Raw genomic sequence first — 13,223 nt, 5'->3', positions numbered from 1 at the left:
CGGCATGGATGCCGCGACCACCACCCCTCCCCCCGCCGATCTCGGCAGCCGGCTGGTCGCCCCGCTGTTCCACCGCATCCTCGACCGGATCGACCGCGGGCTCGCCGCGGGTGCGATCGAGGCCCAACTTCCCGACGGCACGCGGCGGCTGCTCGGCGGGCACGAGCCCGGGCCGTTCGCGGCGGTGCGGGTGGTGCGCTGGCGCGCCTTGTGGCGGCTCGTCGGCGCGGGCTCGATCGGCTGGTACGAGGGCTGGGCCGCGGGCGACTGGACCAGCCCCGACCCCGTCCCCGTGTTCGACCTGTTCGTGCGCAATCGCGCGACGCTGGGCAATGTCGCGCGTGCCAAGCGCGGCGCGCGGCTGATCGCGACGCTGCTCCACCGCCGTCGCCGCAACGATCGCGGCGGCGCGCGGCGCAACGTCGCGGCGCATTACGACCTCGGCAACGACTTCTACCGCGAGTGGCTCGACGAGACGCTGACCTATTCCAGCGCGCTCTACGCCGCACCGGGCGAGCCGCTCGCGGACGCGCAGCGGCGCAAGCTCGACGCGATCCTCGCGCGGACCGGTGTCACCGCCGGGCAGCGCGTGCTGGAGATCGGCTGCGGCTGGGGCTCGTTCGCCGCCACCGCCGCCGCGGCGGGGGTGGCGGTGCATGCGCTGACGCTCTCGACCGAGCAGCGTGACCATGTCGCCGCGCGCGCATTGCCGGGGGTCACGGTGGCATTGTGCGACTATCGCGACGTCACCGGCCACTATGACGGCGTGGCCTCGATCGAGATGGTCGAGGCGGTCGGGCCGGATTACTGGCCCGCCTATTGCGCGACGCTGGCGCGCGTGCTGCGGCCGGGCGGCCGCGCCGCGATCCAGCTGATCGCGATCGCCGACGACGTGTGGGACGCTTATGCCGACGGGGTCGACTTCATCCAGCGCTACATCTTTCCCGGCGGCTCGCTGATCTCGGTCAGCCGCTTCCGCGCGATCGCCGCGGCGCATGGACTGGCCTGGTGCGACGAGCGGCGGTTCGGGCTCGATTATGCCGAGACCCTGCTGGAGTGGCGGCGCCGCTTCGACCGCGCCGCGGCGGAGCAGCGTCTGCCCGCGCGCTTCGACGCGCGCTTCCAGCAGCTGTGGCGCTATTACCTGATGTATTGCGAGGGTGGGTTCCGCGGCGGCGGGATCGACGTGCTCCAGGTCACGCTGACCCGCGACGGCTGAGCTCGGCGGGCCGGCGCCCGCGGCCTTTGATCGCGGCGGCGCGGGGCGCTAAGGCGGGCGGCATGACCGAACCCAGCGACCTGCCCTATCGTCCGTGCGCGGGCGTGATGCTGCTCAACCGCGACGGCCGCGTGTTCGTCGGGCAGCGGCTCGATAACGTGCTGGAGGCGTGGCAGATGCCCCAGGGCGGGATCGATCCGGGCGAGGAAGCGCGCGCGGCCGCGACGCGCGAATTGTGGGAGGAAACCGGCGTCGACGCGGACAAGGTGACGCTGATCGCCGAGGCGCCCGAGGAGCTGTATTACGATCTGCCGCCCGAGATGATCGGCAAGGTGTGGAAGGGCCGATATCGCGGCCAGCGCCAGCGCTGGTTCCTGTTCCGCTTCGAGGGCGAGGACGCCGACATCCGCATCGACACGCCGCATCCAGAGTTTCGCGCCTGGCGCTGGGCCGATCCGGCGGACCTGCCCGCGCTCATCGTGCCGTTCAAGGCGCAGCTCTACCGCGACGTGCTGCGCGCCTTCGCCGACCATCTCGACCTCCCCGCGGGGTGATCGCGGCCGACGCCGCGAGCACCGCGTGCGGAGGAAGCAGCCGCGCGGCCTTCAGATCCTTCCCGCTTAGGAGAGGATCGTGGCCCTACATCCGCGCGTGATGCGACGCTGCGAGCGCCATGACCATCCGGCCGGCTCGCCCACCGACGCGCCCGCCGCCCAGCGCCCGCTTCGACCCGCACCGCCCGCCCACGGCTGGCCTCGCGCCGCGGACGCGGCTAGGCTGACCCACATGGGGGAACTCACCAGAGGAGAGCGCGCCGCGATCGAGCGGCTCGACGCGGCGCGGATGCTGGCGAGGGTCGAGCGCTGGGCGGCGATCAACAGCGGCACGCGCCATCTCGCCGGCTGCGCCGCGATGGCCGACGCGCTCGCCGACGCCTTCGCCGACCTGCCCGGCACCGTGACGCTGGTCGACCCCGCCGCGGCCGAGAGCGTCGCCGCGGACGGCAGCGTCACCGCGCTGGAACATGGCCGCCACCTGCGCGTCACCGTCCGCCCCGAGGCGCGCGTCCAGCTCCTGCTGACCGGGCATCTCGACACCGTCTACCCCGTCGACCACCCCTTCCAAACGCTGACCTGGTGCGAGCCCGGCGTGCTCAACGGCCCCGGGGTCGCCGACATGAAGGGCGGGCTCGCGCTGATGCTCGAGGCGCTGCTCGCGGTGGAGGCGTCCGGCGCGGACCTCGGCTATGAGGTGATCGTCAACTCGGACGAGGAGACCGGCTCCTTCTCCTCCGCCGCGCTGCTCGCCGACGCCGCGCGCGGCAAGGTCGCCGCGCTCACCTACGAACCCGCGCTGCCCGACGGCACGCTGGCAGGCGCGCGCGGCGGCACCGGCAATTTCTCGATCGTGGTCCGCGGCCGCGCCGCGCATGCGGGCCGCAATCCCGGCGACGGGCGCAACGCCATCGTCGCCGCGAGCGCGCTGGCGCTGCGCCTCCACGCCGCGCGCACGCCGCGGCTCGCGGTCAATCCCGCGCGGATCGACGGTGGCGGGCCGAACAACGTCGTGCCCGATCTGGCGGTGCTGCGCGTCAACTTCCGCCCCGCCGATGCCGCCGAGATCGCGCGCGCGCAGGCGCTGGTCGCGCAGGCCGCGGCCGAGGTCGCCGCGGTGCATGAGGTGGAGGTCACCGTCCACGGCGGGTTCAATCGCCCGCCCAAGCCGATCGACCCCGGCGCGGCGCGGCTGTTCGCGCTGGTGCGCGACAGCGGTGCCGCGCTCGGCCAGCCGATCGCGTGGCGCGATACCGGCGGGGTGTGCGACGGCAACAACATCGCCGCCTGCGGCGTCCCCGTGGTCGACACGATGGGCGCGCGCGGCGGCGCGATCCACTCCGCCGACGAGTTCCTGATCGTCGACAGCCTGCACGAGCGGGCGGCGCTGTCGGCGGTGACGATGCTGCGGATCGCCGGGGGGGCGCTGGCATGAGCTTCGTGATCCGCGCCGCGCGCGCCGGCGACCTGGCGCATCTGTACGAGATGGCGAAGCTGACCGGGGGCGGGTTCACCAACCTGCCGCCCGACCGCACCGCGCTTGCCGCCAAGCTGGCGCGCGGCGCCGAGGCGTTCGGGCGCGACACCGCGACGCTGCGCGACGAATTGTTCGTGCTGATGCTGGAGAACACCGCCACGCGCGAGGTGCGCGGGACGTGCCAGCTGATCACCCATGTCGGGCAGAAACATCCCTTCTACAGCTATCGCATCGGCACGCTGACGCAGCACAGCCGCGAGCTGGAGCGCACCTTCCGCGCCGAGATGCTGACGCTCACCACCGATCTGGAGGGCGCGAGCGAGGTCGGCGGCCTGTTCCTCCACCCCGGTGAGCGTGCCGGCGGGCTCGGGCTGTTGCTCGCGCGCAGCCGCTACCTCTTCATCAGGGCGCACCGCCAGCGCTTCGCCGAGCGGACGCTGGCCGAGCTGCGCGGGGTGATCGACGAGGCGGGCGGCTCGCCCTTCTGGGACGGACTGGCCGGGCGCTTCTTCGGGATGAGCTTCCAGCAGGCCGACGAGTTCAACGCGATCAACGGCCACCAGTTCATCGCCGATCTCATGCCCAAGCATCCGATCTACACCGCGATGCTGACCGAGGGTGCGCGCGCCGCGATCGGCCTGCCCCATCCGTCGGGCCGCGCCGCGATGCGGATGCTCGAGCATGAGGGCTTCGCCTTCGAGAATTACGTCGACATCTTCGACGGCGGCCCGACCATGACCGCACGCACCGACCAGATCCGCACCGTGCGCGACGCGCGCGATGCCACCGTCGTGGCGGTGGAGGACGACGGTGGCGAGGGAACCGAGGCGCTGGTCGCGACCGGGCGGCTCGACGGCTTCCGCTGCGCGTATGGCGCGGTGCGTGCGCGTGACGGCGGGGTGGTGCTGGGGCGCGGCTGCGCGGCGACGCTGGGGATCGAACCCGGCGCGACGGTGAGCTGGATCGGGCGGGTGTGACGATGCTGCGCGAGATCAACTTCGACGGGATCGTCGGGCCGAGCCACAATTACGCCGGGCTCAGCCCGGGCAATCTCGCCGCCACCGCCAATGCCGGCGCGGTGGCGCATCCGCGCGCCGCCGCGCTCCAGGGCGTGGCAAAGATGCGTGCCAATCTCGCGCTCGGGCTGGTACAGGGGGTGTTGCTGCCGCACCCGCGCCCCGACCATGCGTGGCTCAAGGCGCTGCACACCGATTATGCCGCCGCGGCACCCTTCCTGCGCGCGCGCGCGCTGTCCGCCTCGGCGATGTGGGCGGCCAATGCCGCCACCGTCTCGCCCGCCGCGGACAGCGCGGACGGGCGCTGCCACCTCACCGTCGCCAATCTGGTGACGATGCCGCATCGCAGCCACGAATGGCCCGCGACGCTGGCGCAGCTCCGCCTCGCCTTCGCGCACCCCGCCTTCGCGGTCCATGCGCCGATCCCCGCCCCGTTCGGCGACGAGGGGGCGGCCAACCACATGCGGCTCGCGGCGCGGCACGACGCGCCCGGGGTCGAGGTGTTCGTCTACGGCGCCGCGGGCGGCCGCTTCCCGGCGCGCCAGCATCTGGAGGCGAGCCGCGCGGTGGCGCGCGCGCACCGGCTCGATCCCGCGCGCACGCTGTTCGTCGAACAGGCCGAGGCCGCGATCGCCGCGGGCGCCTTCCACAACGACGTGGTGGCGGTGGCGAACGAGCGCGTGCTGCTCGCGCACGAACAGGCGTTCGCGGATCGCGCCGGCTTACGATCCGCGCTGCACGCGCTGCTGCCCGAGGTCGAACTGGTCGAGGTGCCCGCCGCGGAAGCGACGCTGGAGGACGCGATCGGCTCCTACCTCTTCAACGCGCAACTCGTCACCCCGCCCGACGGTGCGACGACGCTGGTGGTGCCCGAGGAGACCCGCGCCAACCCGCGCATCTGGGGCTGGGTGCAGCGCCACCTCGCGGGCAACGGTCCGATCCGCCGCGTCGAGGTGGTCGACGTGCGCGAGTCGATGGCCAATGGCGGCGGGCCGGCGTGCCTGCGGCTGCGCGTGGTGTGCGATCCCGCGACGGTCGACCCGCGCTTCCTGGTGGACGCGGCGCGGCTCGACCGGATCGCGGCGGTGATCGAGCGGCACTGGCCCGATCGCATCGCACCCGAGTCGATCGGCGACCCGGCGCTGGTGGCGCGGATCGAGGCGGCGCGGCACGCGTTGCTCTCCGCGCTGGACCTGGACGAACTCGGCTGAACCGCGCCGGGACGGCGACCCGGCGCGACCGCTTTGAAACGACGGGCGCGCAGGAGTATGGCGTGCCGCGTTCCTGCCACGGCGAGCCAAGGACAAGGATCAGGGTGACGACCGATCACGACCGTTCGACCGCGACACGCCGCCCCCGCGGGCGCGGCGTCTGGGCGGGATTCAAGCGCCTGTTCGCGGTGAAGACGAAGTTCGAGGCGTTCCTGGTGATCTACGCGCTCGCGACCGGTGCGGTCGAGCGCGGGCTCGGCTATGTCGAGCGGCTGCCGGGAACGAGCGGCTGGCTGTTCTTCGCCGCCTGCACCGGGGTGGTGTTCATCGCGGGGGGCAAGATCCTCGACGCGGTGGAGCGCGACGAGCGCGACCGCGACAGCGGGCTCGACATCGCGCCGTGATTGCTCCCGTGGTTCCCGCCCCTGGCCGGGGCGGGAACGCGGGACGATCGCCGATCAGAACTTGATCGTGGTCGCGATCGCGATGTTGCGGCCCAGCGAGTCGTAGCGCTGCGGGATCGTGTTGCTGCGCGCGAGGCTGATGTTGTACGAGTCCGGCACGATCGGCGCCGCCTTGTCGAGCAGGTTGTTCGCGATCAGCCGCAGCGAGAACTGCTTCGACACCGCGAAGTTGAGCGCGAGATCGAAATAGTCGGCCGGGTCGACACGGTAATAGTTGGTCAGCGCGCGCTCCGGCGTGCCGCCGATCGCCTCGTCACCCGAGTTGTTGGCGTTGGTCAGCGAGCCGACGTGGCGCCAGTTGAGCGACGCGCCGAACTTCTGGTCCGGCGTGGTGTAGGTGCCGCGCAGGCCATGGCTCCACTTCGGGATCAGCTGGCCGCAGCCGTTGCCGTAATAGCCCGCGCAGTTGCGCACCGGCTGGACCGGCGAGTCCTGCCCGCCCGCGGCGGTGGTCAGCGAGCCGTTGAACGACATGTCGAAGCGGCCGACCGACTCGAGGTTGAGCGTGTACTGCGCCTGGAAGTCCCAGCCGCGCGCGATCGAGGTGTAATAGTTGGTCGTCCCCTGACGGATATAGCCGCTGTCCGACCCCGCCGCGGAGAAGAGCGTGCCGTTGGCGTTGCGCACGATGCCCGAGCAGAAGAACTGGTCGCCGCCCGACCGCAGACAGCCGTCGGTATAATAGCTGAAGTCGTTGTAGCCGAGCGAGTTGTCGATCTTGATCCGGTAACGGTCGACCGAGAAGACGAAGCCGCGGAGGAAACGCGGCTTGACCACCAGCCCATAGGTCTGGGTGTAGGCCGTCTCGGGATCCGCGGTGAAGCCGCCCGAGCGCACCGAGCAGGCCGCGGTGCCGTTGGGCGTGGTGCCGTTGCTGCACAGCAACGTCTGGCTGCCGTACAGCGCGTCGGACAGGCCGGTGGCACGGCACACCTCACGCGAGGCGACCGGCGCGCCGTAGCTCACCCCGTTGGCGCCGTTGATGACGGTCGGCGCGCAGAAGTCGTTGAACGTGCCGGCGCCGCCCGAGGCGAACTCGACGTTGGTGGCCTGGCGGATCTCCACCACGGTCGGCGCGCGCTGCGCCTTGTTGAACGAGGCGCGGAAGGTCAGGTCGCTGACCGGGGCGTAGATGCCCTCGACCTTCCAGGTGTTGAAGGTGCTCGGGTTGCTGCTGTACTTCGAGACGCGGAAGCCGCCGTTGAGCTGCACCAGCTCGGCGAAGGGCTTGTGCTCGACCAGCGGCGCCTGCACCTCGATATTGGCCTCCCACACGTCCTGGCTGAGGTACGTGTCGTTGCCGCCCAGCACGCCGCGGTAGGACGCGTCGGCGACCGACTTGAGCGTGTCCTTGCGGTACTCGGTGCCCAGCGCGATCGCGAGGCCCTGCTCGGCGAACGGCGAGGTGATGCCGTACTTGCCCAGGTCGCCGGTCATGTTGGCCTGGACGTCGTACAGCGTGCCCGTCGTCGTCGAGGTGCCCGTGCCGAACAGATAGTTGATCAGCGCCGGGTCGCTGTTGCCCGCGCTGAAGATGTCGAACGGCACGCACCCCGCCGCGCCGCTGGCGCAGGTCGGCGACGCCGCGGTGCCGCCGACGTTAACCGCCTCCTGGAGCCGCCCCGGGATGCCGAAGCTGGGCGTATAGTCCTGATGGTTGCGCGCGTAGACGCCGCCGATGTCATAGGTCCAGGCGTCGCCCACCTTGCCGCGCACGCCGCCGGTCAGCCGCACGCCGGTGTTGATGTAGGTGTCGGGACGATCGCTGCCCTCGCCGAGGCGATAGCGCACGTCGACCGGCACGCTCGTGACGCCGGCGGCGCAGCCGATCGCGCCGGCCTGCGCCGCGGACAGATACGGGTTGCCGCAATTGACGTCGACGGTGCCGCTCGCGATCGTCGGGTAATTGTTGAACGACTTGTCGCGGAACCAGATGCCCGAGGTGTAGAGCTCGGCGTCCGGCCCGAGGTCGAGGCTGGCGAACCCACCCGCGTTCACGCGCTCGGACGGCCGCTGATAGGCATAGCCGCTGAAATAGTTGGAGGCGTTGCCGCGGCCCGGGCCGAACGGCACGAAGTTGCGCGTGCCGTCGGGGTTGTTGACATATTGCGCGCCGGCGTTGGCGCCCGCGCGCGGCGTGATCAGGCCGCTGGTCGAGCTGCTCGGGGTCAGCCCGCACGACAGCGGTCCGTTGGCCTGGAGCTGGGTCAGATAGCAGCCAGCGTTCGAGCGATCGGTGAGCCCGACCTCCTCGGTATTACGATAGTTGACGAAGGCGCTCAGCCGCAGCGCGCCGTCGAACAGCTTCTTGCCCGCGGTCAGCGTCACGTCGGCGCGACCGCCGTCGTTGGTCCAGCCGCGCGGGCTGCCGAAGCCGGCCGCGCGCGCCAGTGGCGACACGATCGTGTCCTTGTTGTTGTGATTGTAGAAATTGTAATTGGCGTCGAGCTGCAGCCCCTCGAAGTCCTTCTTGAGGACGAAGTTGACCACGCCCGCGACGGCGTCGGAGCCGTACACCGAGGAAGCACCGCCGGTCAGCACGTCGACGCGCTCGAGCAGCGAGGGCGGGATGATGCCGACGTCCTGGCCGTTCTGCGTGCCCAGCCGCTTGCCATCGATCAGCACCAGCGTCCGCTCGAAGCCGAGGCTGCGCAGCTTGATGCGCTGGCGCCCGTCCGAGTCGTTGTAGGTCTGCTGGCTGTCGGGCGCGATCTGCGGCAGGCGGTTGAGCACGTCCTCGACGTTGACCGGCGCCTGCGCACGGATGTCCTGCGTCGTCACCGAGGTGATCGGCGCGGCGGAGGTGACGTTGGGGCGCTGGATGCGCGTGCCGGTGACGACCACGTCGCCGATCGAGGCGGCGGCGGGCGCCTGGTTGCCCTGCTCGCCCGCGATCGCCTCGGCGCGATCCGGGGTCGCCTGCCCCGCGGTCTGGGTCGGGTCGGCCGGGGCCGTCGCGTCCTGTGCGAAGGCCGGCGTCGCCGCCAGCAGGGCCGCGGCGAGCGCCGCCAAGGAGACATGGTGCTGCGACGACATCGACGGGACCCTCTGATTTGTTTTCATTGGTAAAGATTGCTTTCGCCCTTGTTTCATGAATTTGCCACAAAGGTCAATACCTGACAGGACCACTCACCTGACCAATGATACCGGCGGTTGCCATGGCGGGCCGATCCGTGTTTCTCGTGCGACCGCCGGGAGATGCCGGTGCGGAGGGGAATGATGACCACGAGACGATCCTTGCTGACCACGCTCGGCGCGGTCGGCGGCATGTTGCCGCTGGCCCGCGGCGCCGCCGCGGCCGCTGCCCCGGCGCGTGACGTGCGCGTGCTCTCCACCTGGGACTTCGGCGCCGCCGCCAACGCCGCCGCCTTCGCGCGGCTGCGCGCCGGCGGGTCGCTGCTCGACGCGGTCGAGGCGGGCGCGCGCGTGCCCGAGGCCGATCCGGACAACCACTCGGTCGGCTACGGCGGCTACCCCGACCGCGACGGCCATGTCACGCTCGACGCGGTGATCATGGACGATGCCGGCGCGGTCGGCGCGGTCGCCGCGCTGGAGGACACGGTCCACGCCATCTCGGTCGCGCGGCGCGTCATGGAGAAGACGCCGCACACCTTCCTGGTCGGCGAGGGCGCCACCCGCTTTGCGCGCGAGCAGGGCTTCGAGAAGGTCGACCTGCTCACGCCGCCGGCGGAGCAGGCGTGGCGCGAGTGGCTCAAGACCGCGAAGTACCAGCCCGTCGCCAACAGCGAGACCGGCACCTACGGCACCGCCGCGCCGCATCGCACGCCCGGCGGCGCGCTCGACCATGACACGATCGGGCTGCTCGCGCGCACCGCGGACGGGCGCATGGCGGGCGCCTGCACCACCTCGGGCATGGCGTTCAAGATCCGCGGGCGCGTCGGCGACTCGCCGCAGGTCGGTGCCGGCCTCTACGTCGAGCGCGGTGTCGGCGGCGCCACCTCGACCGGGGTCGGCGAGGAAGTGACTCGCGTCGCTGGCAGCGCGCGCGTGGTCGCCTCGATGCGCGCGGGCCGCTCGGCGCAGGCGGCGTGCGAGGAGGTCGTGCGCCATATCGCCGCGCTGCGCGGCGACGCGATCAAGGGTATGCAGGTCGGCTTCCTCGCGCTCGACACCAAGGGCAACGTCGGCGCCTTCTGCCTGCTGCCCGGCTTCACCTATGCGGTGACCGACGCGCGCGGGACGACCATTGTCCACCCCGCCCCGTCGCTGTTCCGCGCGTGAGGCGGCTGCTCGAGGTCTGCGTCGAGGATGCGCACGGCATCGCCGCGGCGGTGGAGGGTGGCGCCGACCGGATCGAGCTCTGCGCCGCGCTCGACGTCGGCGGCCTGACCCCCTCGCCCTCGCTCATCCGCGCCGCCGCGAGCGCACCGATCCCGGTCCACCTGCTCGTGCGGCCGCGGGCGGGCGACTTCGTCTATGACGCGGGCGAGCGACGGCTGGTCGAGGAAGACATAAGCGCCGCAGCGGACGCCGGGCTCGCCGGCGTGGTAATTGGCGCCAACGCGCGCGACGGCACGCTCGACATCGACTGCCTCGCGCACTGGGCGGACGTGGCGCGCGAGCGAGCGTTGTCCCTGACGCTACACCGCGCCTTCGACCTCACCCCCGACCCGCTCGAAGCGCTCGAGCAGGCGGTGACGCTCGGCTTCGATCGGATCCTCACCTCGGGCGGTGCGCCCCGCGCAGTCGAGGCAATCGACACGCTGACGTCGCTGGTCGCCGCGGCCGGCACCCGCATCACCGTGCTCGTCGGCAGCGGCGTGTCGCCGGCGACCCTGCCGGCGCTGCTCGCCACCGGGGCGCGCGAGGTCCATGCCTCGTGTCGGGTCGCCCGCGCCGACACCGCTGACGCCACGCTGCGCCGCTTCGGCTTCGTCGCCGAGACCAGCTACGCGACCGATCCGGCGACGGTCGCCCGCCTCGCCGCGATGCTGCGCGACGAGGCCGCTTGAACAATACCAATTTATAACTTAACCCTCTGGGAAACGCCGTCGCGGTCCCGCGCGGCAGGGGAGCCCAGCATGATCGCGACGACCGACCAGCCACCGGCCCAGGACGCGAACGCCACGCTGATGCACGCCGAGGCGGCCGAGGCGGGCGCCGCGGTCGCACGGCTGCTCGCGGCCAATCGCGCGACGCTCGCCGCACTCGGCGAGCGGCTCCGCGCCGCCCCGCCGGCGGTGGTCGTCACCTGCGCGCGCGGCTCGTCGGATCACGCCGCGACCTATGGCAAATATCTGATCGAGACGTTCGTCGGCGTGCCCGTCGCCTCCGCCGCCCCCTCGGTCGCCTCGGTCTATGCCGCTGACGTCGCCCCCTCCGGCGGCCTCTGCATCGCGATCTCGCAGAGCGGGCGCAGCCCCGACCTGCTCGCCAGCGTCGCCGCGCAGAAGGCGGCCGGCGCGCACGTCGTCGCGCTGGTCAACGACACGACCTCCCCGCTCGCCGAGACCGCGGACACGCTGGTGCCGCTGATGGCCGGGCCGGAACGCTCGGTCGCCGCGACCAAGTCGTACATCGCCGCGCTCGCCGCGCTGGCGCTGCTCACCGCCGAGTGGAGCCAGGATGCCGCGCTCACCGAAGCGCTCGATCGCCTGCCCGAGCGGCTCGGTGCCGCCTGGGCGCTCGACTGGAGCGGCGTGGTCGAGCTGCTGCGCGACGCCAGCAACCTGTTCGTGATCGGTCGCGGCCTCGGCTTCGGCATCGCGCAGGAGGCGGCGCTCAAGCTGAAGGAGACCTGCGCGCTCCACGCCGAGGCGTTCAGCAGCGCCGAGGTTCGCCACGGCCCGATGGCGATCGTCGACGCCGGCTTCCCGCTGATCGCCTTCGCCACCTCGGACCAGGCCGGCGACGGCGTGCGCGAGGCGGCGGCCGAGTTCGCGCAGCGTGACGCGCGCGTCGCGCTCGCCGATGCCGCGCAGGACGGCGCGGGCAGCCCCGCGGCGCTGCGCGACCATCCCGCGCTCGAGCCCGTGCTGATGATCCAGAGCTTCTACCGCATGGCGAACGCGCTCTCGGTCGCGCGCGGGCTCGATCCCGACTCACCGCGCCATCTCAGCAAGGTCACCAAGACGCTATGACGACGCACAGCTTCCGCAACGGCCGGATCGCGACGCGCGACGGCGTGCTCGACGCGGCGACGATCGAGGTCGCCGCCGACGGCACGATCGCGGCGCTGCGCGCCGGCGCCGAGCGCGAGGCGGTCGATCTCGCCGGCGGCTGGGTGATGCCGGGCTTCATCGACACCCAGGTCAACGGCGGCGGCGGCGTGCTGTTCAACGACACGCCGACGGTCGAGGGCATCGCCGCGATCGGCGCGGCGCATGCGCCCTACGGCACCACCGGCTTCATGCCGACACTGATCAGCGATCGCCCGGCGGTGATCGCGCGCGGGCTCGACGCCGTCGACGCGGCGATCGAAGCGGGCGTGCCCGGCGTGCTCGGCACCCACGTCGAGGGGCCGGTGCTGAGCCTCGCGCGCAAGGGCATCCACGATCCCGCGCGCTTCCAGCCGCTCGACGACGAGCTGATGGCGCTGCTGCTCCGGCCGCGCCGCGGCGTGGTGATGGTGACGCTGGCGCCCGAGCGCGTGACCGCCGAGCAGATCGCCACGCTGGCGCGGGCGGGCGTGCGCGTCTGCCTCGGCCACACCGACGCCGATTACGCCACCGCCACCGCCGCCTTCGCCGCGGGCGCGACCGGCGTGACGCATCTCTTCAACGCGATGTCGCCGCTGGTGCATCGCGCCCCCGGCGTGGTCGGCGCGTCGCTCGACGACCAGCATGCCTGGTGCGGGATCATCGTCGACGGCTTCCACGTCGACGATGCGGCGCTGCGCATCGCGCTACGCGCGCGTCCGGTCGACCGCTTCATGCTGGTGTCGGACGCGATGCCGTGCGTCGGCGCGGCGCGGAAGGATTTCGTCCTTCAGGGCAAGCCGATCCACGTCGAGGACGGCCGCTGCGTCGGCGCCGACGGCACGCTCGCCGGCTCGGACCTCGACATGGCGGGCGCGGTCCGCAACGCCGTCCAGCGGCTCGGCCTCGCGCCCGAGATCGCGGCGGCGCTGGCGGCGACCAGCCCCGCGGCCTTCCTCGGCCTGGAGGCGGAGCGCGGCGCGCTCGCCGCCGGGCTGCGCGCCGACTGGGTGCGGCTCGACGCCGACCTTCAGCCGCTCGGCACCTGGGTCGGCGGCGAGGAGCGCGTCGTGCTGCCGCGGCAGGCGCACGGCGAGCCCGTCACCTGACTTCTCCTCATCCCC

11 protein-coding genes are annotated in these 13,223 nt (G+C 72.2%); 10 read left to right on the top strand and 1 reads right to left on the bottom strand.

The window, feature by feature from the left end:
* Positions 1 to 4: 4 nt before the first annotated feature.
* The 6 genes from EV292_RS01235 (at position 5) to EV292_RS01210 (ending at position 5,881) form a co-directional block, all read left to right on the top strand.
* Entirely contained in the window at positions 5 to 1,219 is a 1,215-nt protein-coding gene (locus EV292_RS01235; protein ID WP_132907380.1) for a cyclopropane-fatty-acyl-phospholipid synthase family protein, read from the top strand.
* A gap of 62 nt (positions 1,220 to 1,281) precedes the next feature.
* Entirely contained in the window at positions 1,282 to 1,773 is a 492-nt protein-coding gene (locus EV292_RS01230; RefSeq protein WP_132907379.1) for an RNA pyrophosphohydrolase, read from the top strand.
* Positions 1,774 to 2,005: 232 nt separating this feature from the next.
* Positions 2,006 to 3,208 (top strand): hydrolase, encoded by a 1,203-nt coding sequence (locus tag EV292_RS01225; protein ID WP_132907378.1) that lies wholly within the window; start codon positions 2,006 to 2,008, stop codon positions 3,206 to 3,208.
* On the top strand, positions 3,205 to 4,227 hold the full coding sequence (locus tag EV292_RS01220; RefSeq protein WP_132907377.1) for an arginine N-succinyltransferase: 1,023 nt from the start codon (positions 3,205 to 3,207) through the stop codon (positions 4,225 to 4,227). The genes EV292_RS01225 and EV292_RS01220 overlap by 4 nt, the downstream gene beginning before the upstream one ends.
* A gap of 2 nt (positions 4,228 to 4,229) precedes the next feature.
* Positions 4,230 to 5,477 carry an N-succinylarginine dihydrolase gene (locus tag EV292_RS01215; protein ID WP_132908111.1) on the top strand — a complete coding sequence of 416 codons (1,248 nt, stop codon included), beginning with the start codon at positions 4,230 to 4,232 and terminating at the stop codon, positions 5,475 to 5,477.
* A 179-nt stretch (positions 5,478 to 5,656) separates the two neighbouring features.
* Positions 5,657 to 5,881, top strand: coding sequence for a hypothetical protein (locus EV292_RS01210; protein ID WP_132908110.1), 225 nt, complete (start codon positions 5,657 to 5,659; stop codon positions 5,879 to 5,881).
* A 54-nt stretch (positions 5,882 to 5,935) separates the two neighbouring features.
* Here EV292_RS01210 and EV292_RS01205 read toward each other — a convergent pair whose 3' ends face one another.
* Positions 5,936 to 8,977 carry a TonB-dependent receptor gene (locus tag EV292_RS01205; RefSeq protein WP_132907376.1) on the bottom strand — a complete coding sequence of 1,014 codons (3,042 nt, stop codon included), beginning with the start codon at positions 8,975 to 8,977 and terminating at the stop codon, positions 5,936 to 5,938.
* A 231-nt stretch (positions 8,978 to 9,208) separates the two neighbouring features.
* On the opposite strand from EV292_RS01205, the gene EV292_RS01200 reads away from it, so the two are divergent.
* From EV292_RS01200 to nagA, 4 genes are all read left to right on the top strand, one after another.
* Positions 9,209 to 10,183 (top strand): N(4)-(beta-N-acetylglucosaminyl)-L-asparaginase, encoded by a 975-nt coding sequence (locus tag EV292_RS01200; protein ID WP_207913346.1) that lies wholly within the window; start codon positions 9,209 to 9,211, stop codon positions 10,181 to 10,183.
* The gene (locus EV292_RS01195) at positions 10,180 to 10,914 is read left to right on the top strand and encodes a copper homeostasis protein CutC (RefSeq protein WP_132907374.1); all 735 of its coding nucleotides are present in this window, start codon (positions 10,180 to 10,182) and stop codon (positions 10,912 to 10,914) included. Before EV292_RS01200 ends, EV292_RS01195 begins: the two co-directional genes overlap by 4 nt.
* Positions 10,915 to 10,983: 69 nt before the next feature.
* Positions 10,984 to 12,042: an SIS domain-containing protein gene (locus tag EV292_RS01190; protein ID WP_132907373.1), complete on the top strand. Its 1,059-nt coding sequence runs from the start codon at positions 10,984 to 10,986 to the stop codon at positions 12,040 to 12,042.
* Positions 12,039 to 13,208, top strand: a complete 1,170-nt coding sequence (gene nagA / locus EV292_RS01185) for an N-acetylglucosamine-6-phosphate deacetylase (protein ID WP_132907372.1) — start codon at positions 12,039 to 12,041, stop codon at positions 13,206 to 13,208. The genes EV292_RS01190 and nagA overlap by 4 nt, the downstream gene beginning before the upstream one ends.
* Positions 13,209 to 13,223 lie beyond the last annotated feature (15 nt).

Source organism: Sphingomonas sp. BK235 (genome assembly GCF_004345855.1).
GTDB lineage: Bacteria > Pseudomonadota > Alphaproteobacteria > Sphingomonadales > Sphingomonadaceae > Sphingomonas.
Note: the sequence above shows the minus strand (reverse complement) of the source record. Positions and strands in the feature narration are given on the sequence as shown.

Bases quoted from the DNA above. Each gene is read 5' to 3' on its own strand.
- EV292_RS01190 (WP_132907373.1), top strand. From the start codon at position 10,984: ATGATCGCGACGACCGACCAGCCACCGGCCCAGGACGCGAACGCCACG.
- nagA (WP_132907372.1), top strand. From the start codon at position 12,039: ATGACGACGCACAGCTTCCGCAACGGCCGGATCGCGACGCGCGACGGC.
- EV292_RS01200 (WP_207913346.1), top strand. From the start codon at position 9,209: ATGTTGCCGCTGGCCCGCGGCGCCGCCGCGGCCGCTGCCCCGGCGCGT.
- EV292_RS01235 (WP_132907380.1), top strand. From the start codon at position 5: ATGGATGCCGCGACCACCACCCCTCCCCCCGCCGATCTCGGCAGCCGG.
- EV292_RS01225 (WP_132907378.1), top strand. From the start codon at position 2,006: ATGGGGGAACTCACCAGAGGAGAGCGCGCCGCGATCGAGCGGCTCGAC.
- EV292_RS01215 (WP_132908111.1), top strand. From the start codon at position 4,230: ATGCTGCGCGAGATCAACTTCGACGGGATCGTCGGGCCGAGCCACAAT.
- EV292_RS01220 (WP_132907377.1), top strand. From the start codon at position 3,205: ATGAGCTTCGTGATCCGCGCCGCGCGCGCCGGCGACCTGGCGCATCTG.
- EV292_RS01230 (WP_132907379.1), top strand. From the start codon at position 1,282: ATGACCGAACCCAGCGACCTGCCCTATCGTCCGTGCGCGGGCGTGATG.
- EV292_RS01205 (WP_132907376.1), bottom strand. From the start codon at position 8,977: ATGTCGTCGCAGCACCATGTCTCCTTGGCGGCGCTCGCCGCGGCCCTG.